Origin of the sequence: Paenibacillus sp. SC116, assembly GCF_024733555.1 — a bacterium.
Classification (GTDB): Bacteria; Bacillota; Bacilli; order Paenibacillales; family Paenibacillaceae; genus Paenibacillus_B.
Genome location: NZ_JANIOF010000004.1, coordinates 161,575 through 186,308, shown reverse-complemented (window position 1 = coordinate 186,308; position 24,734 = coordinate 161,575). Strand labels below are relative to the sequence as shown.

Genomic DNA, 24,734 nt, shown 5'->3' with positions numbered 1-24,734 from the left:
TAATAAAATCTCATTATATTTAAGCTTAGCGGAACGGGAAACGCATCCCTTTGCCGACTTTGCTCTTTAAATTTTTCATCATTTTCGGACCTTTAGGTCCCATCATATCCGAGAACTGCTTCATAACACGGCGCATTTCATCGAATTGCTTGATTAAGCGGTTTACATCAGCAAGCTGTGTACCACTACCAGTAGCAATCCGTTTACGGCGGCTATGATTGATAAGATCTGGATCTTGGCGTTCTTTGCTGGTCATAGAACGGACAATCGCTTCGATACGATCCATCTGGCGTTCATCAACCTGCATATTCGCCTGCTGCTTCATCTTGCCCATGCCAGGAATCATATCAAGAACTTGGTCCAATGGTCCAAGCTTCTTTACTTGCTGCATTTGATCGAGGAAATCGTCGAACGTAAATTCGGCGTTGCGCATCTTGCGCTCCATTTCCTTCGCTTGATCAGCATCGATGTTGGCTTGAGCTTTCTCGATTAGGGAGAGCATATCGCCCATACCAAGAATACGAGAAGCCATACGTTCTGGATGGAACGGCTCCAAAGCATCAATCTTCTCACCTAGCGCTGCGAACTTAATCGGGCACCCAGTGACTGCCTTAACAGACAACGCAGCACCACCACGTGTGTCTCCATCAAGCTTCGTTAAAACAACCCCTGTCAATGTCAGCTGCTGATTAAAGCTTTCAGCGACGTTAACAGCATCTTGACCTGTCATTGCATCAACGACTAGCAACACTTCATCTGGCTTAACTGTCTCATGAATTTGCTTCAGCTCGTCCATCAACGCTTCGTCAATGTGTAAACGACCTGCCGTATCAATTATGACATAATCCAAATGTTGTTCACGTGCATGTTCCATCGCTTGACGCGCGATATCAACTGGATTCGCTTGATCACCAAGCGTAAATACCGGAACCTTAATCTGTTCACCTAAAACTTGAAGCTGCTTAATCGCAGCAGGACGGTAAATATCCGCCGCTACAAGCAATGGTTTATGATTCTGCTTCTGAAGAAGCTTGGCTAACTTTGCAGATGTCGTTGTCTTACCAGCACCTTGCAAACCAGCCATCATAATAACAGTAGGCGGTTTATTAGCTTTCGCCAACTTAGCAGCAGAGCCACCCATCAAATCTGTCAATTCCTTATTGACAATATCGATGATGACCATACCTGGCGTAAAGCTCTTCATGACATCTTGGCCGATAGCTTTTTCTTTAACTTTTGCGATAAATTCTTTTACTACTTTGAAGTTGACATCAGCTTCGAGAAGTGCTAGACGCACCTCGCGCATTGCTTCATTTACATCATCTTCTGTAACTTTTCCTTTACCCTTCAACTTGCTAAATACTGATTGCAAGCGATTCGTTAATCCTTCAAATGCCATGGTTAGTCACCCCGTTCCCTTAATCCAACGCCTGCAGTTCACGGACAATCTCCTGCAGTTCCGCACGCTGCGGGTCGGGTATTTGCATATGTTCTATCAAGGTATCTTGCAGAGAGGATAGCAGTTTCGAACGTTTCTCGAACTTAGCAAGAAGCTTAAGCTTGCTTTCATAAGTATCAAGGGTTTGTTCGGCACGCTTTATATGTTCATATACCGCTTGACGGCTAATCCCAAATTCCGCTGCAATCTCACCTAAGGAGAAATCATCGTGAAAATAACATTTCAAAAACGTTTGCTGTTTCTCTGTTAGTAACGGTTCGTAGAAATCAAACAGCATGTTAATTCGATTCGTCTTCGCTAACATCTGTTCTTCGTTCATACGGGCCACTCCTTTCGTCAAGGAAAAACACTTTACAGCCCATCGACGTTTTTTATCTTATCTGAAACCAATTCAATTGTCAAGCAATTAACCTTAACAACACAGAAAACCCTTCGCCGATCTCTCAGCGAAGGGCCCAACCGAAGGTATTAGAAGAAGAAAAATTACATGTTAAAATAGATTAAAACTAAATCATAACTAATTATTTTACTAGTTTGGTTAGAAAGGTTGCATACCTAGCGTATCAAGCTTCTCACCTTGAATGTTTGCATTAATTCTGCCTGTTATGTCACGATAATGAGCAGCACGACGTCTAATTCGATTGTCGTCTTCTCCTTTATTGCCTTCTTGCATGCCGTTAATGACCATAATGGTAGCACCGAAACCTGGCACAAGTCCTTTAGCAAGCTGCTCCGCTGTCGGTGTCCAGTTGCCTACGATAATGTCATGGCTTGATGGTTTAGGTGCCTGCGGCGTCATCCAGAACAGAATGCCTGTCAAGAATCCCATCTTGCCATCTTGCGTAATGGCATCAGGATTTTGAAGCAGAACATTTTTGTCTCCATAAATAATGGAACTAATTAAGCCGTAGTTGTAATTCCAGCTTAACTGAATCGGACCGCGACCATGATAGGACTTGCCTGGAACAGCAGGATAATCCTTATTCTCAGCATCAATATAACCTATCTTCGTCCGATCATTTGCGTATGCGACTTCTTCATTAAAGAATAATGCCCAGCGAAGCTCACCACCTGGTGCTGTCGACCATCCGCCTCCTGTTTCATGAGCAATGTTGGCCAAGAAAGCGGCTAGCTCACGCTTACGATCATTCTCCGTACCTTCTTTTAAGAACGTTCCGAAGTCTGATACTTCCACGGATTTAGGTTTGGCAACGTTCACAGATGCGTTAAAGTCAGGGCTTTGATAAATTAACATTTCTGTCTTAGCTGCTTTATCGAGTCTGACAATTTGATACGCGCTTGGAACTCCTACACGTGATACAACCTTATATTTAATATTCGCAATATCTCTAACCGCAGCAATAAGATTGTCATATGAGTAGTACTCTTTCAAATCTGGACTATAGAATGGTTGACTCTTCGCACGCTGATGCCATTCTGTCGATCCGAAGCGCAATGGGAATAGCGCTTCAAAATCAGCTCTCGGCAGTGCGGATTGAACCGCTTCGATTGCTTTGTCAGGAGCGTATCTTGCATCAATACCTCCCCACAATTGGACGACTTGTTTGTCCGTAAGCACTCGACTTTGTCCAACTTCCAATCCGTCACCTGGCACAATAATAACAGCCTTCGTCTTCACGGTAATCGTATCTGATTGTGAAGAATTCCCTGCTTTATCATAGGCCTTCACATAGTAGGTGTACGATGTTGACGCCTGTAAGCCTGTATCCGTGAACGCAAGTCGATTCGTCTCGCCTACTTTTACGTTATCACGATAAATCTCATATTTCTTAACACCCACATTGTCTTTGGATGCTTTCCATGTAAGCTTCACCAGACTAGTAGTTTGTACAGGAGATGCGAGTTTCCCTGGCGCTGTAGGCGCCGAATGGTCAGGGCCGTTGTTATCATCGTCATCATCATCAGCGTCGTCGTCATCATGGTCATCGTCGTCGTCATCATGGTCATCGTCGTCATCATCATCATCATCGTCGTCATCATCATCGTCATCTTTATCAATCAACTTCCATGGCGACTCTTTCGATGAACCAGATGGTTGTTCTCCAGAAGTTGTACGCTTAGCCTGGTATACCTTCCCCTTGTATACCACAATATCACCAGCATTGTACGCCTTCTGTGCTTGCCAAGAAGCCGCAGTTCTAACGGATTCATGAACGTGCTTGCCACTAGCAGCAAACGCATGTCCACTAGAAGCTAGCAACGTGACCCCTACAACAGCACTCAACGTGCGCAGTAAAAATGAACGCGAGAATGGATACTTCAAATTCATTAATAAACCTCCCCCAAAACGTGCATGCTAATTACAACCTTGCAGTATTGTGAACAAATACGACTGTATATGATTATGCGAATCTTAATGCTGACTATCACTTCAAAACAACATTTCTATCTCCATTCCTATCCATACTCATTTTCTGAGTTATTTTCTATACCTCTATTACAAAAACCATAGATGGACTCCGTTTATTAGAAGGGCTGCATACCAAGGGTATCTAGCTTCTCACCTTGAATGTTTGCACCGACTCTAGTTGTAATGTCACGGTAATGAGCAACACGACGTTTAACACGATAATCGGTCTCGTCTTTATTGCCTTCCAATCCACCGTTAATAACCATAATCGTAGCACCGAAGCCAGGTACTAATCCTTTAGCCAATTGTGCAGCCGTCGGTACATAGTTTCCTACAATAATGTCATGATTAGATGGTTTAGGGCTTTGTGGCGTCATCCAGAACAAAATAGCTGTCATGAAGCCAAGTTTTCCTTCATCTGTAATCCTCTCAGGATTTTGAAGAAGTACATTTTTGTCACCAAAAATAATAGAACCGATAAGACCATAGTTATAGTTCCAGCTCAATTGCATTGGACCACGTCCATGATAAGACTTCCCTGCTACTGCTGGGTAATCTGTATTTGCAGCTACGTAACCGACCCTCCCTGGTTGATTGATATAAGCCATTTCTTCATTCCAGAACAGTGCCCAGCGAAGTTCTCCGCCTGGTGCTGTCGCCCATCCTCCTCCTGTTTCATGCGAGATATTTGCCAAAAATGCTGCTAGCTCGCGCTTCTTGTTATTTTCTGTTCCTTCCTTCAGGAACGTACCGAAGTCAGTCACATACGGGATTTTCGCCTTATTACGGTTCCATTCTGAGTTAAAGTCTTTCTCTTCATAGATTAGGGTTTCTTTTTTAGCGGCTTTATCTAAGCGGAATACTTGATTCGTCCAAGTGCTGCCTTCACGGTAGACAATCTTGTATTTGATATTGGCTACGTCACGTACAGCAGCGATGAGGTTGTCGTAGGAGTAATAATCTGCTTGGTTAGGTTTATAGTAATCTTTCGTTTTAGCAAAGTTATGCCATTCTGCTGTACCAATACGCATTGGGAATAATAATTCAAATTCTGCTTTTGGTAATATCGATTGTACTGCCTGTACAGCCAAATCAGGTCCATACTGAGGATCAATGCCGCCCCATAAGCTTTGAACCTGTGCATCTGTTAATACGCGACTCTGACCTACTACAAGATCATCAGGAATAACAACAACATTTGTCGTGCTTACCGGTACGGTAGCAGAATCAGCGAAATTGCCTGCTGCATCAAGGGCTCTAACCTTATAGGAGTAAGATGTTAACGCTTGCAAACCATTGTCTGTAAAAGTGGTTGTAGTCGCTGTTCCGACCTTAACATTGTTGCGGTAGATATCATACGCTGTTACGCCTACATTATCAGTGGAAGCATTCCAATTGAGAGTAATAGAAGTGGCAGATTGAGAAGGTGAAGCGACATTCGTTGGTGCAGTAGGAGCAATCGTGTCATTTTGGCCGCCTCCGCTAACGACTTTCCATGCGCCCCATTGATTCGAAGCATTTGGTGTCTCGCCTTGCGACCACCACTTGGCTTCAAATACTTGGCCATTGTAGGTAACTCGCGAACCAGCCGCATAAGCTTGAGTCGCTGACCATGGTGCTGGCGCATTAGCTACTTGAGCGGATGTAGCTTGTGCTAGAGGCGAACTTGCAGCAAACGCGGCAGTGCTCGATGCAAGCATAGATACGCTTATTGCAGCAGTCAGTGTGCGAAGCAGGAAGGAACGTGAGAACGGATACTTCTGTTTCATGATAAATCCTCCTTTTTATGGAATTATGGTAACACTACTCTATTATAGTAGAGCTACTAGACAGTAACTATAGGTATAAAGACCTATAAATAAGTGATAAAAGTGTCGTTTTTTGCTTGATTCTGGATATTTTTCGAAGTTTATAGTACAACCACGGCAATTGTAAATTCTAAGAAATAATGCTTGACTGTGACGCCACGTCATCCCTTACAGTGGTAGTAGAAGGAGGAGCGACAAATGCAATAAATGGAGGAAGCAGCCTAAGAAACCACCAAGCCACTGCAGCTAGAAAGGTTGCCAGAGCACTAAAGCACGCTGAGAACCTATTGCGTAGATTGCAGCGCAGATTATCTCAGAAATACGACATGAATAAGGAGGGAAGCCGCTTTGTCAAAGCATGCAACATTGTAGAGGTGCGAACTTCATTCCAGCCACTCGTTTCTTAACTTACATTTATATATAGCTCAGATATCACTAAATAGGCATAACGGACTATATCATGGAATGATAGAATCTACTACTAGTAATAGGTTCTACATGGCTATATAGAAAAAGAAAACGAGCACCTCTTACGATCCTTTTGACATCGGTGCCACTGTGCCCTATACAGTTCAAGCCGTAGCAGAAATTTCAGGCGTGAGTGTTCGCACACTCAGGTATTACGATCAAATCGACCTCCTCAAGCCTGCATACTATGGAGACAACGGATACCGCTACTACGAACAAGAGCAGCTTATTAAGCTTCAGCATATACTGTTCTTTCGTGAACTTGATCTACCACTAGCTGATATTCATGAAATGATACAGCGAGATACTTTTAATCAAGCAGAAGCATTGCAGCACCATCGCCAATTGCTGATGAGCAAAGTAAATAGACTTCATACACTAATCAAGACGCTGGATCGTACCATTGCCAATTTGCGTGGAGAATGTGATCTGACTGAGCAACAGCGCTTCGCTGGCTTCGACAACGGGAAGCAGAATCGCTATGTGAAGGAATTAAAAGAACGGTATGACAAAGCAGGACAACTCACCTTGCATTCTTCAACCAGTTCAACGATGATCCATGACAATAGCCCACACGATGAAAGACTCGCCTGTCTAATCGCACAATTACTTGAAGATGGCATTCAGCCCGATGATGAGGAAGTACAGCGATTAATTGGACATCATTATGCATGGGTAAGTCACATGTACCTTACTACACCAGAGGGATATGCAATGCTTGCCGATCTGTACGTGAACGAAGAGCAGTTTCGCTCCTATTACGACCTTATTCATCCCCAGCTAGCCCCTTTTCTACGTCAAGCAATGCTTATTTTTACAACACAGCACCATAAGAACAGCCGATAGTTGCATAGCTTCTTTTTAATGGTAGACACTTGTAAAGACAGGTGTCTTTTTCCTTTCCTATACGACCGACTCTAGATATGTTATGATGTGATTCGATATTTAGAAAGAACGGGAGTGGCTAGTTTGGCTCAATTATTTTTTCGCTACGGTGCCATGAACAGTGGAAAGTCCATCGAAATCCTAAAAGTAGCACACAATTATGAGGAGCAGAACAAATCCGTCCTCATTTTCACCTCAGCAGTCGACAACCGAGATGAAGTTGGATATGTATCATCTCGCATTGGTTTAAGACGTAAAGCGATCCCTATCCATCCAAACACGAATATATTTGAACATGTTCGCTCTCATGCCGATTCACTTTCGTGCATTTTAGTTGATGAAGTACAGTTTCTTGGACATGAGCATGTGATGCAGCTTACCCAGATTGTAGATGAGCTTCACATTCCAGTAATGGGCTTCGGACTGAAAAACGACTTTCAAAATGAGCTGTTCGAGGGCAGCCGTTATATGATCCTCTACGCAGACAAAATTGAAGAAATGAAGACCATCTGCTGGTTCTGCGAACGTAAAGCCATTATGAATCTACGAGTAGACGAGGCTGGCCGTCCTATTTATACAGGTGAACAAATTCATATTGGCGGCAATGATAGCTATTATCCTGTATGCCGACGCTGTCATAAACAACCACCAATAAGCGAATAACAAGGAAGAGCACTTTTATCCATTTCGGATATAAAGTGCTTTTTTATCACCCAGTTCCGAGGAACACAGATAGGATTTTCCTCATCGACAGGAATCTTTTCCCATGATATATTTATTAAACATTTTCGTTTCAAAAGTAATTGCTTACTGGGGGAGATAGGATGGGAAAGTCATTCAAAGCTTTGTGGTTTAACCACTCTGCTGCCGAACTCGCTTCTGCACTTTGGCTGATGACTTGGATTGCTGCGGTCTATCAAATATCAGGTTCAGCTGCTTTGGCTGGGGGAATTTCACTTGTTCGCTCAATATCTGCCCTATGTAGTGGGCTTACGCTGCCACTATGGTATAAGCGATGGTCCGTAGAAAAGGTATTGCGTCGATTCCAATTTATAAACATTATCGTTTCACTCGCCTTTGTCGCCTTGCTGCAATTTGCAGATATCGGCTCGGTACCTTTAATTTTGTTTTTTGCATACATAAGCAATGTAATCTCTGGATATTCACGAGGCTGTGCTAACGCAGCCACAACAGCTTTATATCCAAGACTTGTGAACGAAGAACAACGAGCTAAATCAAATAGCATCGTCAATATGGGCACACAATTCGTTTCCATGTTCGGATGGACGGTTGGTGGAATATTGATTCAACAACTATGCTCCTTCAACGTGTTGTTGTTAAGCGCCGTTATTCTATCATTAGCGGCATTACTATTGGCAGTTATCCCGCTTCCTGCAACCATTCATGACACAATTGCTAAGAAACAATCGATGTGGTCAGGTTGGGGCATTTTGTTCCGTGATCCGCGTATACGCATCGTTACTACGATGGATATTATTGAGGGGCTAGCAAACGGAATTTGGATAGGAGGCGTCACACTACTTTTCGTTCAACAAGTGTTGAACGAAACAGAAGCATGGTGGGGCTATATAAATGCCGCTTATTATGCAGGTTCCATTTTTGGAGCCTATCTTATTATGAAACGAGCCAAACAACTGCAAAATCATCTACTGCCATCTATGATTATAGGATCAGTGATGTTTTGTCTCATGTTATTTGCCTATGCTTGGACAACATCTGCTTGGGTAGCGCTTATCATCGTATTCGTTATGGGTCCAGCTACACAAATGCGGGATGTTTCTCAACTTACTTACATCCAACTGAACGTTGCTATTGATCAACAGCCGAACTTATATGCAGCTAAAAGTGCACTGGGAACTCTCCTCTTTGGTCTATCGATCGCATTCACAGGATTGATTGCAGATTTGTGGGGAGCGCAAATGGTCTATATCATCGCTGGCATTATGTATTCTATTTCATCCCTTTTCGGATTCTTCTTATTTTCCTTTAGAAAACATCACATAGTATCTAAACACCATGAAGCATAGTGAGTAATATTCAATATAACCTTGTCTAACATATAAAAAAGAAGCTAAGACTCCGTAGTTAATATGGGCACTGCCCCATTGGAGTGTTTAGCTTCTTTTTATTGATTCATCCCTGTTCGGCTATCTATTTCTATACTTGCTCTGTTTGCTCTTCTTTTTTCTCTTGATCTTGAATGATACCAGCAAACAAGGCGTGAACAAACTGCTCCGAATCAAACTGCTGCAGATCATCCATTTTTTCACCAAGGCCAACGAACTTAACTGGCAAGTTCAACTCTTGGCGAATCGCAACAACGATACCACCTTTTGCTGTTCCATCCAGTTTCGTCAATACTAGTCCTGTCACACCGCTCTTCTCACCAAACAATTTTGCTTGTGAAAGTGCATTTTGGCCTGTAGTCGCATCCAATACCATTAACACTTCATGCGGAGCATCAGGAACTTCACGTTGGATAACACGGAATATTTTGTTCAACTCTTCCATCAAGTTCGACTTGTTCTGCAAGCGACCTGCGGTATCGCACAAAAGAACATCGACACCACGCTGCTTAGCAGCTTGTACCGCATCGAACATAACAGCCGCCGGATCAGAACCAGCTTGCTGCTTGATCACTTCAACTCCGACACGTTGCCCCCAAACTTCCAACTGCTCGATCGCACCAGCACGGAATGTATCCCCCGCTGCCATAAGTACGCTTTTGCCCTCTTGCTTGAAACGATGTGCCAGTTTACCGATCGTCGTCGTCTTACCAACGCCGTTAACACCAACAAACAAAATAACCGTCAATCCGTTCGGATCCATGCGAAGCTCGTTATTTTGGTCACCGCGCAGCAATTCGATCAACTTTTCTGACAATACAGGCTGAAGCTCAGCCGCCTCTTCAATTTTGCGCTTGCGCACTTCATCACGTAAATCTTCGATAAGTTTCATAACCGTGTTGACACCAACGTCAGCACCAATAAGAATCTCTTCTAGCTCTTCGTAAAATTCTTCGTCAATTTTTTTGCGGCGTGTAATAAGATCGGTTACTTTTTCAACCAATCCTTTACGCGTTTTTTCCAAACCTTCTTTAAAGACCGATGTTACTGCTTCTGTCTTTTTCGCGATGCTTTCCTTTAGCTTCTTAAAAAAACTCATCGTTCTCCTCCGCTCTATGCAATATGCGCTTCATCATCTTCCAGCTTCACGGATACTAGCTTCGATACGCCGCCCTCTTCCATCGTCACGCCATATAGAACATCTGCTTCTTCCATTGTACCTTTACGATGAGTAACGACAATAAATTGTGTTTCTTCCGAGAACTCACGCAAATATTGTGCAAATCGAGTCACGTTCGCTTCATCCAAAGCAGCTTCAACTTCGTCAAGTACGCAGAACGGCACTGGCTTCACATGTAAAATAGCAAACAATAGGGCCATAGCCGTTAATGCTCGTTCTCCCCCTGATAACAACTGAAGGTTTTGCAGCTTTTTCCCTGGCGGCTGTGCCACAATATCAATACCCGTCTCCAAAATTCGATCAGGCTCCAACAATACCAGGTCAGCTCTGCCGCCACCGAACAACTTCGCAAATACGACTACGAATTGTTTGCGAATCTCATCAAAAGTAGATTTGAAACGCTTGGACATTTCATCGTCCATTTCCTTAATAACTTGATACAGCGTAGTCTTCGCCTCAATGAGATCATTTTTCTGCTCACTTAAGAACTGGTACCGCTCATTGACACGCTCAAATTCTTCAACAGCACCCAGATTCACTTCGCCAAGCGCTTGAATTTGACGCTTCAAATCTTTCACTTCCAGCTGGGCAGCTTGAATGTCTTCTGGAACGGGATAGCGATATTTCGCCATCTCATAACTTAGTTCATATTCTTCACTCAGCTTACGCAGCAGATTTTCCAACTCGACATCCATTCGATTCGATTGAATCTCAGTTTGTCTCATCGCTTCTTCGGTCTGTTTCAACTCTGTGCGCTGCTCGCGAGTTTCACTCTCGGCTAAGTCAAGCTGCTGTACGAGTGTTGCACGATCTGCACGCTTGAACTCGATCTGCTTCGACGCCTCTTGCTTCTTGACATGGAAATGGTTCAAATCCTCGGTCTGCTTACCAGACTCCCGTTCAACTGTTTCCAGATCGATCTGAACTTGAATAAGCAATTGTGTCTGATGCGAATATTCCTGTTCGTACGTGCGAGCCTCCTGCTCAGAACGCTTCAACTGCTCACTAAGTGAGAAGAGCTCTTGATCTAGCTTACCTTGCGATACTTTCAAGTCAGTTAATTGACCTTGCAGCTCTTCCTTAGCCGTTTCACTAGCGCGACGTGACTGTTCAGCCGACTGGATCGCCACATTCAAACGATCCTCTTCTACCTTAAGCTCGGCAAGTCGTTGCTCAGCCGTTAAACGACCCGCTTGGAGTGTCGACATTTCCTCATTCGCAAGTGATAACTCTTGATCCTCAGCTTCTACAAATGTATCATGCTGGCGTTCCTCTTTCTCTAGCTGAGCAATCTCATGAACGAGCTGCTGCTCATTCATACGCTTCGCTTCGCCTTGCTCTCGCAAGTCCTCAATCCGTTTGATCGAGGTTGTCGTACGCTGCTTCAGTTCTTTGACGGAAATAGACAGCTTCTCAAGTTGATTATCAATCGTGCGAATCTCTTCATCAAGCTGCTCAAGTTGGCGCTGACGACCGAGCAAATTCGCACTTTTCTTATTTAAACTTCCCCCGGTCATGGAACCGCCGGCATTGACCACATCACCCTCACGGGTTACTACACGATAACGATAATTAAGCTTCGCTGCAATTCGGTTGGCATCTTCCAATGTTTCGGCAATAACGACATTGCCTAGCAAGCTGCCTACAACTTGACTATATGCACTGTCCGTCTGTACAAGATCCGCAGCGATACCAACAAATCCTTCAATACCATCGACGATTCTACGATCCGTATCATGCATGGTACGACTACGTATAACATCCAATGGCAAGAAGGTAGCTCGTCCCAATTGACGTTGCTTCAAAAATGAAATCGCTTGACGAGAAACCGTCTCATTCTCCATAACAACATGCTGCAATGCTGCACCTAATGCAGTTTCGACAGCTGTTTCTAAGTACTCTGGTACACGTATAAGCTCTGCTACAGCGCCATGAACACCAGACAATCCATTCGGTCGACGTGCGGCCTTCAACACTTCACGCACACCTAGCATAAAGCCATCGAAATCATCCTGAAGCTCTTTCATCGTATCTCGTCGAGAGATAAGAGAATCATACTTCTGCTGCCATTTACGCAGTGCTTGCTCGCTTTCCTCTAACAGCTTGTCATCTTGCTTGAGCTGCTCATTCTCTTGCATATATCGATTTCGAATATACAGCAAGTCTTCCGCGAGCGTTTCCGTACGTCCCTTTGTCTCTTCAATTTTACGAAGAAGTTCTGTACGCTCCGCCTCCCGCTTGCTGCGGTTGGCAGACATCTTGTCCATCCGTTTCTGCAATGTCTCTTGCTGCTGATCATAATACCGAATATCATTACGCTGTTGAGCCATCTGGTTCATAATATCTAGCAGTTGGCCTTTCAACGACTCCTCGGCGTTTGAATTAGCACTTCCCGCAACACCAACAAGCTTAGACTGCTCGTCCTGAATAAGACGCTGCACTTCACTCCGCTCTACTTCAAGTGCACGCAATTTATCGCGAACACCCTGCACTTCCATCTCTTTGGCCTGCATTCGTTCAGATGTCATCGCGATGGACTGCTTCAATTGAGCTTCATTAGTCTCTAGGTTGCGCCTACGCTCACGCAGTACTTCACCTTGTCCTTCACATTTTTCATACTCTTCACTATAGTGTAGAAGCGAAGCTTGAAACTTCTCCAGCTCTTCTTCCAACTTACGAAGCTCGATGCGATGGACTTCCAATTGTGCATCATGCTCGCTTACGACCGTCGCAAGCTCCAGTTCCCGATGCTTGAGTGTCTGCAACTTTTCAGTTGTAGCCTGCCATTGATCATGCAGCTGTTGAATCTGATGAACATATACAGCAATCTCTTTTGTCTTTAGCCACTCACGCAGCTGCTTATAGTGACGAGCTTTCTCCGATTGTTCCCGTAAAGGTCCAATTTGATCTTCCAATTCGGTAACCAAGTCATGGATCCGGAGCAAGTTCTGCTCTGTGTCATCCAACTTCTTCGTTGCGTCTTTCTTTCTTGACTTATATTTGACAATACCCGAAGCCTCTTCAAATATGCCTCGACGATCTTCTGATCGTGTACTCAATATTTCTTCGATACGGCCCTGTCCAATAATCGAATAAGCTTCCTTACCGATCCCTGTATCCATAAACAACTCGGTAATATCGCGAAGACGACATGCCTGCTTATTGATAAAATATTCACTTTCACCGCTGCGATGAACACGACGCGTTACGGTTACTTCATTAAAATCCAAAGAAAGCGCGCTATCACTGTTATCCAGTGTTAACGACACTTCACCAAAATTAACTGCCTTACGGGCATCACTACCCGCAAATATAATGTCTTCCATCTTGCCGCCTCGCAACGACTTCGCACTCTGTTCACCAAGTACCCAGCGGATGGAGTCCGAAATATTACTCTTTCCACTGCCGTTCGGACCAACGACACCTGTAATCCCTTGCACAAACTCCAATTCAGTTCGATCGGCGAATGATTTGAAGCCTGCAAGTTCCAACCGCTTTAAGAACATTGTTCTCCATTCACCTCAAGTTTCTTAGTACTACATCGCTATCCACTCATACGATGCATATCATACCTATGCATTCGTCTACTGCCATCTGGACAAAGAAAGAGCAAAAACCAGCCGCTGACGGCAGTTCCGTCCATCTCGCACGCTGCCCTTTGCTCTTTCTGCGAAACAAGCCGGCAGCGACGCGCCGGCTTACAGTACGTTATGATTTCGGTATGACTGCATGCTCCAATGCTTTTGCTGCTGCCTGCTGTTCCGCTTCTTTCTTAGAACGGCCTGTGCCGCTGCCTAGACATTGATCGCCCATGTAAACTTCGGATACGAATTCACGCTCATGCGCAGGTCCGCGCTCTTCCACGATTCGATATTCCAGCACCCCTAAATTATGATGCTGTGTAAGCTCTTGAAGCTGTGTTTTGTAATCGTTTGTTTGCAGCTTCCCATCTAATGTGAGATGCGGAAAAATAAATCGCCGCAAAAAATCGCAAACCGCCTCAAGCCCTTGGTCAAGATACAACGCACCGATGAAAGATTCGAATACATCAGCAAGCAATGCCGGTCGCGTACGACCACCCGTCAGCTCTTCGCCTTTACCTAGTAAAACGTACTGACCGAATTGCAGTTGATTCGCAAATTTGACCAGTGAAGGCTCACAGACAATCGATGCCCGCATCTTCGTTAATTCTCCTTCAGGCCGAGTTGGGCAACGCTCGAACAAAAACTCCGAGACAGTCAATTCCAACACGGCGTCACCAAGAAACTCCAACCTTTCGTTGTCTTGATGCTGTCCGAAGCGGTGTTCATTCACATAAGATGCATGAGTGAACGCCTGCTTCAACAGCTGACGATTACGAAATGTAATGTTGAGTTTCTGCTGCAACTGTTTCAGATCTGCACTCAACTGCCTGACCCCTTACGCTTCGTATTTCTTCAAAATAATTGTTGCATTATGGCCTCCAAAGCCAAATGAATTAGACATAGCAACCTTCACGTCTGCTTGACGCGCAACGTTAGGTACGTAGTCCAAATCACAATCTGGATCTGGATTGTCCAAATTAATCGTTGGTGCTATAACGCCTTCCTTCAATGTCATTGCACATACAATTGCTTCAACGCCGCCTGCTGCACCTAACATATGTCCGGTCATAGACTTAGTCGAACTAACAGCTACTTTGTAGGCATGATCACCGAAAGCGATCTTGATTGCATTTGTTTCGGATTTGTCCCCAGCTGGCGTAGACGTGCCATGAGCATTAATATAATCAACATCAGTCGTCTCAAGACCAGCATCCCGCAGCGCCCGCTGCATGCAACTAGCAGCTCCTTTAGGATCTGGCTCTGTAATATGATGCGCATCTGCGCTCATGCCATAGCCAACAACTTCAGCATAAATATGTGCTCCACGAGCAAGCGCATGTTCCAATGATTCAAGTACGAGTACACCCGAACCTTCACCCATAATGAAACCATCGCGATCTACATCGAAAGGACGGCTTGCCTTTTCTGGCTCATCATTGCGATTGGACATTGCACGCATCGCGCAGAAACCTGCAATACCAAGAGGACGAATCGTTGCTTCTGCACCACCGCATACCATGGCATCTGCATCTCCGCGTTGAATAATTTTGAACGCATCGCCAATCGAGTGAGTACCTGTCGCGCAAGCGGATACAGATGCGGTGTTAGGCCCTTTAGCCCCAAGTGTCATCGACACTTGACCTGAAGCCATGTTCGCGATCATCATTGGAATAAAGAATGGACTTACGCGCTTCGCACCTTTTTGCATCAATGTCGTATGCTGCTCTTCCCAAGTTCCAAGTCCACCGATGCCTGAGCCAACGATAACACCGACACGTTCAGGATCCTCAGATTCCATGTCCAATTTCGCATCTTCGACAGCCATTTTACTAGCAGCTACTGCAAATTGAACAAACCGATCCATACGGCGTACTTCTTTCTTATCCACATACGCTTCTGGATTGAAATCTTTGACTGAAGCTGCAATCTTAGTCGAGTATTCAGATACATCAAACGATTCAATTTTGGATACTCCTGATTTCCCTTCCGTCAAATGATTCCAGAATGTCGGTATATCTGAACCAAGAGCGGTAATGACGCCCATTCCGGTAACGACAACCCTATGCTTCAAACAAGATCACCTCATTATATTCACTTTCGGCTCTATACTTCAACAACATCTATTTGTGTACCGTAGACTTTACCATTAAAACATGTACTAAATGTGGAGAAGTCCCGTCAGTAATGAACGGGACTTAAACAACCTTAGGTATGAGATTGTATGTAGCTGACTACTTCACCTACACTCGTAATCTTCTCTGCGTCTTCATCAGAGATTTCCATATCAAACTCATCTTCTAGTTCCATTACCAATTCCACAACGTCGAGGGAATCAGCACCAAGATCATCTTTGAAAGATGCTTCGAGTGTTACTTCCGCTTCGTCTACGCCTAAGCGTTCAACGATAATACGTTTAACACGCTCAAATACTTCTGCAGACATCCGGTTCACCTCCTCTTTGGTATTATACGAGAAATCCTTGTAAATTGCCATATCAATCAACTAACAAAAAAATGCTCAACATCTACTATTATAGTAGACGGAAAAGCCTTACATATACATGCCGCCATCGACATGAATCGTTTGTCCCGTCATATAAGACGAGTCGTTAGAAGCCAAGAATAATACGGCATTCGCAATATCCTCTGGCTGGCCAAGTCGAGCAAGCGGAATGCCATGGAGCAGCTGTTCACGCATCTCGGAAGACAATGCATCTGTCATATCTGTCTCGATAAAGCCAGGTGCAACACAATTCACCGTAATGTTACGTGAAGCGAGCTCACGTGCAGAAGCTTTCGTCAAGCCGATAACGCCAGCTTTAGCTGCAACATAGTTCGCCTGACCTGGATTGCCAAGTACACCTACAACAGACGAGATATTAATAATGCGACCAGAACGCTGCTTCATCATTGGACGAGTCACAGCCTTCAAGCAATTGAAAACACCTTTAAGGTTTGTCTCAATAACTTGATCGAACTCTTCTTCCTTCATGCGCATAATTAAATTATCTCTTGTAATGCCTGCATTATTCACGAGAATGTCAATACGGCCAAACTGTTCCATGGTGGATTGGATGAGCTGATCTGCCTCTTGTGTTTTGCCGACGTTTGCACGTATCGCAATAGCACGGCGTCCCATAGCTTCAATTGCCGCTACAGTATCAGCAGCAGCCGCTTCACTACCTGCGTAATTAACGACAACATCTGCACCTTCTGATGCGAGCTTAAGCGCAACAGAACGGCCTATGCCTCTAGAAGCTCCAGTAACAAGCGCAACTTTACCTTCCAATTTGGACATCCAAATACCCTCCTTGTCCTTTAATAGGGCATACGCCGCATCGGGGTATGCCCTGCATCGCCATTAACGATGACGACGATTAGGCCTGTTAGATTATGTAGATGGATCTATCTACTTACAACAAGATGACAAATCCAATGATACCTTTATACATTGTCAAGGTTCAAGTCAGCATCGACGCGAGGCTGGCACTGTCGTATCCATAAGATTCAAACAGCAGCATCCTCTTACGGCTGTAATTGGAATGCCTCAAGCGATTCTAAACTGTTAATGGAAACAACTTTAACCGAACGATCAATCTTCTTAATAAGTCCAGCTAGCACTGTACCGGAACCAAGTTCGATAAATGTATCTACACCTTGTCCAATCATATACTGTATACTGTCTTCCCATAGTACAGGGGAGCAAACTTGTTCAACAAGCAGTTGACGAATACGTCCTGCTTCTTGCTCCGCCTGAGCGGATACATTCGACACAATCGGAATGTGCGCATCTTGTAAGCTGACATGATCAAAAGCGTCGCTAAGTTGATCAGCAGCGGGTTTCATCAGAGAGGAGTGGAATGGACCGCTCACCTCAAGTGGAATGACACGTTTGGCTCCAGCTTCTTTCCCGCGTTCGACTACCGCCTGAACACCATCGGCTGAACCAGAGATAACGATTTGTCCTGGGCAATTGATATTTGCCATTTCAACAGGAGCTCTGAAGGCAGAAATATCATCACAAAGTGCCCCGAGCTGCTCACGCCCCGCTCCAAGTACGGCTGCCATAGCGCCCTGACCTTTCGGAACAGCAGCTTCCATGTATTCGCCTCGCTTGCGTACAGTAGCAACCGCATCTTCAAAGCTCATTACGCCAGCCACAGCTAAAGCACTGTACTCACCAAGACTATGTCCTGCTAAATAGTCGGGGCGAATCCCGTGTTCAGCGAATGCTGTGTATAATGCATAACTAACTGTCATGAGAGCAGGCTGCGTATGGATCGTTTGCTTCAATACCTCTTCGGGTCCATTAAAAATAATATCAGTAAGGTCATATCCAAGCACCCGGTTTGCAAGCTCAAAAATTTCACGCGAAGCTGGATTGGCTTCATAGACATCTTTGCCCATTCCTACAGACTGAGCTCCTTGTCCAGGAAACACAAACGCGATCTTACTCATCAAGTCCACTCCTTGCATCCAAATGAAATCTTTTTTTATTTATACCAAGTTAATACCGTTGATCCCCAAGTCAATCCACCACCGAAACCAACGAGAACAACTGTGTCTCCACGCTTTAAGCGCCCTTGCTCCACAGCTTCTGCTAACGCCAGTGGAATTGAAGCTGCAGACGTATTTGCATAATTCGGAAGGTTAATCACACATTTTTCTTCCGGTAACTTCAGACGTTCCAAAGCTGATTGGATTATGCGCATATTGGCTTGATGCGGAATAAATAGATCGATATCTTCTTTTGACTTTCCTGCCTTAGCTAACGCTTGCTCTGCAGCGCTTCCCATAATGCGAACCGCAAACTTGAACACTTCGCGACCATTCATATAAATGAAAGGACGCTTCTCTTCTGAAGAATCGGCCGTTGTTAGGCAGCGCGAGCCTCCACCTTCTATTTTAAGCAATTCCGCGCCTGTTCCATCCGCTCCCAACTCGAACGACTGAATGCCATACCCTTCTTCTACAGGACCCAATACTGCAGCCCCTGCTCCATCACCAAATAAAATACAAGTGTTGCGATCCGTATAATCTGTAATCCGCGAGAGTGTTTCTGCACCGATTACTAATACATATTTGTACATGCCCGTAGCAATATAATTTGACGCAGTAGCCAATCCATAAATAAATCCTGCACAAGCTGCAGATAGGTCAAATGCTGCTGCATGCTTGGCTCCAAGCCGTTCTTGCACGATACATGCAGTGGATGGGAACGGCATATCTGGTGTTACTGTCGTTACCACAATCAAATCCAGTTGCTCCGCTGTAATTCCTGCTGCGGCGAGCGCTTGAACAGATGCCTCATAAGCCAAATCTGAAGTCATCTGATCATCAGCAGCGATGCGACGCTCTTTCATCCCTGTGCGTGTTACAATCCATTCGTCAGTCGTATCTACCATTTCTTCCAATTCTGCATTGGAAAGAATACGTTCAGGTACATATTTACCCGTCCCAATAATACCAACCGGACGCAATTTCATAGCTCTCACACTCACTTCCCGCTAGGTTGACGAACAATTTCAGCGGAGATAGTCTCCGTTAAATTATGCTGTAATGCTGTACGCGCTTGTCTTATCGCATTAAATACTGCACGCCCATCAGAAGATCCGTGGGCTTTGATGACGAGTCCATTCAATCCAAGCAAAGGAGCTCCGCCGTGTTCCTTGTAATCCATCGTTTGTTTCAATCGTTTCAATCCAGGCATCACTAGCGCTGCACCTAACTTCGTGAGCCAAGAACGAGTAAATTCCTGTTTCAAGACATTAAATAACGAACCAGCCGTACCTTCTAATGTCTTCAACATAACGTTACCTGCGAATCCATCGCATACGATAACATCACAAGCGCCTTCCAGCACGTCACGCGACTCTACGTTCCCGATAAAATGGATAGGGGCTTGTTCCAATAAAGGAAATACAGCTTTTGTAAGTTCATTTCCTTTCTGTGCTTCACTGCCCACGTTCAACAAACCTACACGCGGTTTCTTAATGCCGTGTACTTTCTCTCTATATATCCTGCCCATAATGGCATATTGTACGAGATGTTCAGGTTTCGCATCCATGTTAGCTCCAAGATCCAGTGCCAACATTCCTTTTCCATCCATTGTAGGAATCATAGGTGCAAGAGCAGGACGCTCTACTCCTTCCATCCTTCCGACTACCAATAGCCCTGTCGTCATTAAAGCTCCCGTATTACCCGCTGAGATCATGCAGTCCGCTTCACCTTCACGTACCATTCGTCCTGCCATGACCATCGAAGCACCCTTCTTACGGCGAACTGCGCGAACAGGCTCGTCGTCGGCTTCAATACGCTCTTCTGTATGAACAACACGGATATTGGAAGGCTGGTTGGATAAGTGCGGCTTAATAGCTTTTTCATCTCCGACGAGAATGATTTCTAGTTCATTCCAATTTTTAGCCGCTTCCAATGCACCCTCTACTATACTGGCTGGCGCACGGTCTCCTCCCATTGCATCAATGGCGATTCTCATCTTCATGTCCTCCTTCGCTGACTGCTCCCTCTGATGTAGAACGGAAAATAATAAAGTGTCCGTGGACAACCAAATCATCACCGACATAACTAAACACTTCAACTTTGGCTTTGTTTCGCTCTCCTAATACGGAGCGCACATATGCTTTAGCCACTACTTTCTCACCAAGATGCACTTGCCGAACAAAGCGTATGTCTGCTGTAGCAGTCAAAGCAACTTCTTCGTTTATAACTGCGATGGCTAATGAGTTCGCTTGTGCGAACAAGTGATGTCCACGTGCGACATGCGTACGAGAAAATACGTGTTCCTGCTTAATTTCGAAAATAGAAATACCACTTCGGTCGAGCTGCAAATCAATAACTTCCCCGATTACCTCATCAATTGGAAGTGACCGAACCTGATCATAAGATTGTTCTGCCATCACTTTCATTCGTTCTCTTAGTTCGGGTATACCTAACTCCATTCGATCCAGTCGTATGGTCTGAATGCTGACTCGAAGCTTGCGTGTTAGCTCCTGATCTGTAACAAATGGGTTTTCTTCTATAATACCGGCCAATTGCCGTTGTCTCTCGCGCTTAGGTAGCTTTTCGATGTGTTACACCACCTTTAATCACTATGAGTAACATGTTGCTTATCCGTTCTTGTTAACCTGTTCCAATCCAATCATTAGCGAATGAGCATATCCGCCTATGAGGTTTAGGTTCGTATTAGAACCAGGTACTAATTGTAGTATATATAATATTTTCACTTCTGAAAAGCATAAGTTCACATTTGGATTAAAATGGAGCCAATGACGCATAAAAAAAGTAGCATTCCACCAAATGATGAAATGCTACATTTCCCGTACTTAGAGACTTCCCTCACAAAATGTGAATGCGGTCGCTAATTATACGATTATTGTGTGATGATCTCTCTTGTTTTGTATGTTCCGCACACTTTACATACATGGTGGCCCAATTTCAACTCACCACATTGATCACACTTAACCATGCCCGGTACGGACAGTTTGAAGTGCGTACGGCGCTTATCACGACGTGTTTTAGAAGTTCTTCTCTGAGGTACTGCCATGTTTACACCTCCTTACCCAAATTACATCTTGCAAATTTCGGTTGTAAGTTCTTTAGTTCTTAAAGAAATCTTTCAACCCTGCTAGTCTCGGATCAATTCGTTCATTCGAACATCCACAATCCTTATCGTTGCGATTCGTTCCACAAGTTGGGCAAAGCCCCTTGCAGTCTTCAGCACATAAGGTTGTATACGGCAAATGAACAAACACCGCTTCCTCCACATATGGAATCAGATTAACGCGTTCATCCGTCACGTAAATGACATCATCCTCGTCATCTGCTGGAAGATCAGTAGTAGAGTCCGTCAGCTTAAAATGCTCATGAAACGGAATGACAACTGTCTCAGTGTGAGGCGTTAAGCAACGTGAACAGCTAACGTCCAACGTTGTTGTCAAATTCCCTGTAACGCCAACTTGGTCGTCGTCTTCCGCAGCCGCTGTTAAGTCGACATTAACGGGTGCAATACGACGAATATCGCTGCGATTGAAAATAGGATCTTCTATCTCAAACGTTTCTCGTATGTGCGCCTGTTGACCATTGATCGCGTCCCGATAAGAAAATTTCATGTTATCACCCCAAACAAACAAAATTAATTATAGCGATTTTTCTCATGCTTTGTCAACCAATTATGTTTGACAGTTTACGAGATTGCGTGCGGTGACTTCCTTCTTCTCTTTGCCGGTAGCCATCCAGTCGATTGCATCGTTCCTCTCGTTGCGAGCAACTAGGACATGGATGCATGTCCATGTTATGATTATGACATCACTTGCACAGGAACGATATTGAGAAAATTATACATCCATACCTGATGGAAAGGAATATTAAAATATATGCAAACGGTTGGTCTCATCGTTGAATACAATCCCATGCACAATGGACATTTGTATCATCTCCAACAATCGAAACAAATAGCCGATGCAGATGCAGTTGTTGCTGTTATGAGCGGCCACTTCCTTCAGCGTGGCGAGCCTGCTCTGTTAGATAAATGGGCGCGAGCCGACATGGCGCTCGCGAATGGGCTTGACCTTGTGTTGGAGCTGCCTACCGCGTATGCGGTACAGCCAGCTGAATGGTTCGCCCACGGGGCGGTGGCGACTCTTGCCGCCACCGGTGTCGTGGACGCCTTTTGCTTCGGCAGCGAGCTGGGCGAGCTTGCGCCGCTTGCAAGTGCTGCGCAGCGACTTACGCGGGAAAATTCCGCGTTCGCTGCAAGGCTGCGTGATGCATTGAAGCAGGGCGTTAGCTACCCTGCTGCCTATGCCCAGGCGGCAGCAACAGAGACAGCTGCCGAAGGCGGCGATGCTGCTGTCGACGCGAGTTGGCTGGCAGAGCCGAACAATTCGCTCGGCCTGCACTATATGATGGCTTCGGAGCGGCTTCAATCCGCGATGAAGCCCTATACAATTCAACGTGTCGCAGCGGGCTATCACGACACGACCGCGCATTCGGACTCGATTGCAAGCGCCACGGCGGTAAGGCGCCTGATTCATCACGAGTCCGCATTGGCAGCTGAACCATTCCTGCCCTTTGCATCGCAGGAAATAATCAATCAATGGACGACAGCAGGCAAGCATTTTGGCCACTGGGAGTCGTATGCCGCATCTTTGTTCTATCGTCTATCTACTTCTTGTCCAGAATCATTGAATAGCATACTCGAGGTCACAGAGGGCTTAGAGCATCGTATTTTACACACACTGCCACAACTATCAGAATGGCGAGTTCAACCATTTCTAGAAGCATTAAAAACCAAACGGTATACACTGACAAAACTTCAGCGCATGCTTACACATATTTTGCTCAACCATACGAAAGAAGACTTTGGTCCTGAAGCGCTTCAGTGCGGTCCACACTACATTCGTGTGCTCGGATTTAGCCAAAAAGGCCAGGCTCTGTTGAAAAAAATGAAAAAATCCGCTTCCTTACCTATTGTACATACAGTAACGAGAGAGAATAACATGCTTGGTGGAGCTGCTGGCTTAGCCGCAGATGTTCGTGCTACCGCCGTCTACGCAGCTGGCATTTCTCTCGTACAAGGACGCACTGCCTATCGCGACTTTTACGAGCCGCCGCGTCGCTGTCATCCAAGCAATTAGCATAAAACCGGATGGAATAGAGATCACGTCAGAATCCATTTTATTAAACATACCTGCCTTTCCTTACCGATAAAAAACAAGCATCCAATCGCTCATCATAACATGGGCTTAGGATGCTTATTTTTATGCTTATATAAATATAGCACGATTTATTTAACTTCATTTACCTTAGCAGCTTTTACCTCTAACTGTTCAATTGCTGTTAATGCGTCTTGGAGCGTACGTACAGGCACAAGTTTCATCTTCGTATCCATAGTGTCTACTTTCGCCTTGGCTTCCTCATAGTTTCCTTCCGGGACGAGGAACAAACTAGCTCCTTCTTGATCTGCAGCCACCACTTTATGCTGAACGCCGCCGATCATGCCTACTTTGCCTTCAGGTGTAATCTCACCTGTACCTGCAATGAAATGACCGCGTGACAGATCTCCTGGTGTCAGGCGATTAATTAGCTCCAATGTGAACATGAGCCCAGCTGAAGGTCCACCGATATCACTTTCGTGGAATGTAATCTTATCCTTCGGATTGCGAGGTACGATATCCACCTTTTCTCCAAATGTGGTACCAAAGCCTACTACCGTGTTCTCTGCTTGTTTATATGGCTTGTAGCGAACCAACTTAGCTTTAACGTCCTGCTTCTTGCCTTCACGCTCAATCTGAACCGTAAGCGTCTGCCCTTCCTTATACTTCGCAATAATCGCTTTTACTTCCTTGACTGTATTGACCTTTTGCCCTTCTACACTCAGTATGCGATCTTGCGTCTTAAACTCATTACTCGACACATTAGGCAAATTGTAGATGACATACAAACCCGTATTGACCTTATCGTATGGAATGTTTGCCGCGTTATATGCAGCTAATATAGCGCTGCTCTGAGAACCGCTCATACTAAATACGAGCTCGGTCTCATATTCTGCCTCTGAGCGTCCTTGCAGCGCATCCTGTTTCTTCCCAAATTGGGCATCTGAATTGAAGGAGTGCCAGATAATGAGCCCCATATTCGCATAGGTTCTGCGGACGGTAGTCAGCATGAAAGCACCTTGCTCTGTATCATCCCCGCCTTTTACTTCAACAAGCGGTTTGATCGATTCTGCGCTTCCCGGTGTATAAATCACGTAAGAAGTTGGCATGTACACCAAAAAATACACCAGTGCTACAATAGCGATTAGCCAACGCCAGGAAAAAGACCATCCACCATAGCGTTGCTTCTCAAGCTGCTCATCATTCTCATTCATCAGAC

At 44.9% G+C, this 24,734-nt stretch carries 21 protein-coding genes; 4 read left to right on the top strand and 17 right to left on the bottom strand.

The window, feature by feature from the left end; all coding sequences use genetic code 11:
* Positions 1-25: 25 nt before the first annotated feature.
* The 4 genes from ffh to NQ117_RS24075 form a co-directional block, all read right to left on the bottom strand.
* Positions 26-1,399, bottom strand: coding sequence for a signal recognition particle protein (ffh, locus tag NQ117_RS17060; RefSeq protein ID WP_258279226.1), 1,374 nt, complete (start codon positions 1,397-1,399; stop codon positions 26-28).
* A 19-nt stretch (positions 1,400-1,418) separates the two neighbouring features.
* Complete coding sequence (locus tag NQ117_RS17055; protein WP_258279225.1) at positions 1,419-1,778, bottom strand: putative DNA-binding protein; 360 nt, start codon at positions 1,776-1,778, stop codon at positions 1,419-1,421.
* A gap of 219 nt (positions 1,779-1,997) precedes the next feature.
* The gene (locus tag NQ117_RS17050) at positions 1,998-3,749 is read right to left on the bottom strand and encodes a glycoside hydrolase family 19 protein (RefSeq protein WP_258279224.1); all 1,752 of its coding nucleotides are present in this window, start codon (positions 3,747-3,749) and stop codon (positions 1,998-2,000) included.
* A gap of 197 nt (positions 3,750-3,946) precedes the next feature.
* Complete coding sequence (locus NQ117_RS24075; RefSeq protein ID WP_309137888.1) at positions 3,947-5,599, bottom strand: glycoside hydrolase family 19 protein; 1,653 nt, start codon at positions 5,597-5,599, stop codon at positions 3,947-3,949.
* Between the two features lie 597 nt (positions 5,600-6,196).
* On the opposite strand from NQ117_RS24075, the gene NQ117_RS17030 reads away from it, so the two are divergent.
* The 3 genes from NQ117_RS17030 to NQ117_RS17020 all read left to right on the top strand — a co-directional run bounded on the left by NQ117_RS17030 (position 6,197) and on the right by NQ117_RS17020 (position 9,039).
* Positions 6,197-6,952, top strand: coding sequence for a MerR family transcriptional regulator (locus tag NQ117_RS17030; RefSeq protein ID WP_258279223.1), 756 nt, complete (start codon positions 6,197-6,199; stop codon positions 6,950-6,952).
* A gap of 123 nt (positions 6,953-7,075) precedes the next feature.
* A complete protein-coding gene (locus tag NQ117_RS17025; protein ID WP_258279222.1) occupies positions 7,076-7,654 on the top strand; it encodes a thymidine kinase in 579 nt (192 codons plus the stop codon).
* A 161-nt stretch (positions 7,655-7,815) separates the two neighbouring features.
* Positions 7,816-9,039 (top strand): MFS transporter, encoded by a 1,224-nt coding sequence (locus tag NQ117_RS17020; RefSeq protein WP_258279221.1) that lies wholly within the window; start codon positions 7,816-7,818, stop codon positions 9,037-9,039.
* A 130-nt stretch (positions 9,040-9,169) separates the two neighbouring features.
* Here NQ117_RS17020 and ftsY read toward each other — a convergent pair whose 3' ends face one another.
* From ftsY to NQ117_RS16960, 12 genes are all read right to left on the bottom strand, one after another.
* Positions 9,170-10,177, bottom strand: a complete 1,008-nt coding sequence (gene ftsY, locus NQ117_RS17015) for a signal recognition particle-docking protein FtsY (protein WP_258279220.1) — start codon at positions 10,175-10,177, stop codon at positions 9,170-9,172.
* A gap of 14 nt (positions 10,178-10,191) precedes the next feature.
* Positions 10,192-13,764, bottom strand: coding sequence for a chromosome segregation protein SMC (gene smc, locus NQ117_RS17010; RefSeq protein WP_258279219.1), 3,573 nt, complete (start codon positions 13,762-13,764; stop codon positions 10,192-10,194).
* 202 nt (positions 13,765-13,966) lie between these two features.
* Positions 13,967-14,665, bottom strand: a complete 699-nt coding sequence (gene rnc / locus NQ117_RS17005) for a ribonuclease III (RefSeq protein ID WP_028595615.1) — start codon at positions 14,663-14,665, stop codon at positions 13,967-13,969.
* A 12-nt stretch (positions 14,666-14,677) separates the two neighbouring features.
* Positions 14,678-15,913, bottom strand: a complete 1,236-nt coding sequence (gene fabF, locus NQ117_RS17000; RefSeq protein ID WP_258279218.1) for a beta-ketoacyl-ACP synthase II — start codon at positions 15,911-15,913, stop codon at positions 14,678-14,680.
* Between the two features lie 134 nt (positions 15,914-16,047).
* Entirely contained in the window at positions 16,048-16,284 is a 237-nt protein-coding gene (gene acpP, locus NQ117_RS16995) for an acyl carrier protein (protein ID WP_028595617.1), read from the bottom strand.
* Between the two features lie 108 nt (positions 16,285-16,392).
* On the bottom strand, positions 16,393-17,139 hold the full coding sequence (gene fabG / locus NQ117_RS16990; RefSeq protein ID WP_258279217.1) for a 3-oxoacyl-[acyl-carrier-protein] reductase: 747 nt from the start codon (positions 17,137-17,139) through the stop codon (positions 16,393-16,395).
* A 227-nt stretch (positions 17,140-17,366) separates the two neighbouring features.
* Positions 17,367-18,299, bottom strand: coding sequence for an ACP S-malonyltransferase (fabD, locus tag NQ117_RS16985; RefSeq protein ID WP_258279216.1), 933 nt, complete (start codon positions 18,297-18,299; stop codon positions 17,367-17,369).
* A gap of 35 nt (positions 18,300-18,334) precedes the next feature.
* The gene (locus NQ117_RS16980; protein WP_258279437.1) at positions 18,335-19,327 is read right to left on the bottom strand and encodes a beta-ketoacyl-ACP synthase III; all 993 of its coding nucleotides are present in this window, start codon (positions 19,325-19,327) and stop codon (positions 18,335-18,337) included.
* An 11-nt stretch (positions 19,328-19,338) separates the two neighbouring features.
* Positions 19,339-20,337 (bottom strand): phosphate acyltransferase PlsX, encoded by a 999-nt coding sequence (plsX, locus tag NQ117_RS16975; protein ID WP_258279215.1) that lies wholly within the window; start codon positions 20,335-20,337, stop codon positions 19,339-19,341.
* A complete protein-coding gene (gene fapR / locus NQ117_RS16970; protein WP_258279436.1) occupies positions 20,321-20,929 on the bottom strand; it encodes a transcription factor FapR in 609 nt (202 codons plus the stop codon). The genes plsX and fapR overlap by 17 nt, the downstream gene beginning before the upstream one ends.
* A gap of 302 nt (positions 20,930-21,231) precedes the next feature.
* Entirely contained in the window at positions 21,232-21,405 is a 174-nt protein-coding gene (rpmF, locus tag NQ117_RS16965) for a 50S ribosomal protein L32 (protein WP_258279214.1), read from the bottom strand.
* Positions 21,406-21,457: 52 nt separating this feature from the next.
* Entirely contained in the window at positions 21,458-21,970 is a 513-nt protein-coding gene (locus tag NQ117_RS16960; protein WP_258279213.1) for a YceD family protein, read from the bottom strand.
* Between the two features lie 264 nt (positions 21,971-22,234).
* Between NQ117_RS16960 and NQ117_RS16955 the strand changes: the two genes are divergently transcribed.
* The gene (locus tag NQ117_RS16955) at positions 22,235-23,497 is read left to right on the top strand and encodes a nucleotidyltransferase (RefSeq protein ID WP_258279212.1); all 1,263 of its coding nucleotides are present in this window, start codon (positions 22,235-22,237) and stop codon (positions 23,495-23,497) included.
* Between the two features lie 149 nt (positions 23,498-23,646).
* On the opposite strand, the gene NQ117_RS16950 is transcribed toward NQ117_RS16955, so the two are convergent.
* Complete coding sequence (locus NQ117_RS16950; RefSeq protein WP_258279211.1) at positions 23,647-24,729, bottom strand: YlbL family protein; 1,083 nt, start codon at positions 24,727-24,729, stop codon at positions 23,647-23,649.
* Positions 24,730-24,734: the final 5 nt, after the last annotated feature.

Bases quoted from the DNA above. Each gene is read 5' to 3' on its own strand.
- plsX (WP_258279215.1), bottom strand. From the start codon at position 20,337: ATGAGAATCGCCATTGATGCAATGGGAGGAGACCGTGCGCCAGCCAGT.
- smc (WP_258279219.1), bottom strand. From the start codon at position 13,764: ATGTTCTTAAAGCGGTTGGAACTTGCAGGCTTCAAATCATTCGCCGAT.
- NQ117_RS16980 (WP_258279437.1), bottom strand. From the start codon at position 19,327: ATGAAATTGCGTCCGGTTGGTATTATTGGGACGGGTAAATATGTACCT.
- NQ117_RS17055 (WP_258279225.1), bottom strand. From the start codon at position 1,778: ATGAACGAAGAACAGATGTTAGCGAAGACGAATCGAATTAACATGCTG.
- NQ117_RS16960 (WP_258279213.1), bottom strand. From the start codon at position 21,970: ATGAAATTTTCTTATCGGGACGCGATCAATGGTCAACAGGCGCACATA.
- ftsY (WP_258279220.1), bottom strand. From the start codon at position 10,177: ATGAGTTTTTTTAAGAAGCTAAAGGAAAGCATCGCGAAAAAGACAGAA.
- NQ117_RS17050 (WP_258279224.1), bottom strand. From the start codon at position 3,749: ATGAATTTGAAGTATCCATTCTCGCGTTCATTTTTACTGCGCACGTTG.
- ffh (WP_258279226.1), bottom strand. From the start codon at position 1,399: ATGGCATTTGAAGGATTAACGAATCGCTTGCAATCAGTATTTAGCAAG.
- fabG (WP_258279217.1), bottom strand. From the start codon at position 17,139: ATGTCCAAATTGGAAGGTAAAGTTGCGCTTGTTACTGGAGCTTCTAGA.
- acpP (WP_028595617.1), bottom strand. From the start codon at position 16,284: ATGTCTGCAGAAGTATTTGAGCGTGTTAAACGTATTATCGTTGAACGC.
- NQ117_RS16955 (WP_258279212.1), top strand. From the start codon at position 22,235: ATGCAAACGGTTGGTCTCATCGTTGAATACAATCCCATGCACAATGGA.
- NQ117_RS17020 (WP_258279221.1), top strand. From the start codon at position 7,816: ATGGGAAAGTCATTCAAAGCTTTGTGGTTTAACCACTCTGCTGCCGAA.
- NQ117_RS16950 (WP_258279211.1), bottom strand. From the start codon at position 24,729: ATGAATGAGAATGATGAGCAGCTTGAGAAGCAACGCTATGGTGGATGG.
- NQ117_RS24075 (WP_309137888.1), bottom strand. From the start codon at position 5,599: ATGAAACAGAAGTATCCGTTCTCACGTTCCTTCCTGCTTCGCACACTG.
- fabD (WP_258279216.1), bottom strand. From the start codon at position 18,299: ATGAGTAAGATCGCGTTTGTGTTTCCTGGACAAGGAGCTCAGTCTGTA.
- rpmF (WP_258279214.1), bottom strand. From the start codon at position 21,405: ATGGCAGTACCTCAGAGAAGAACTTCTAAAACACGTCGTGATAAGCGC.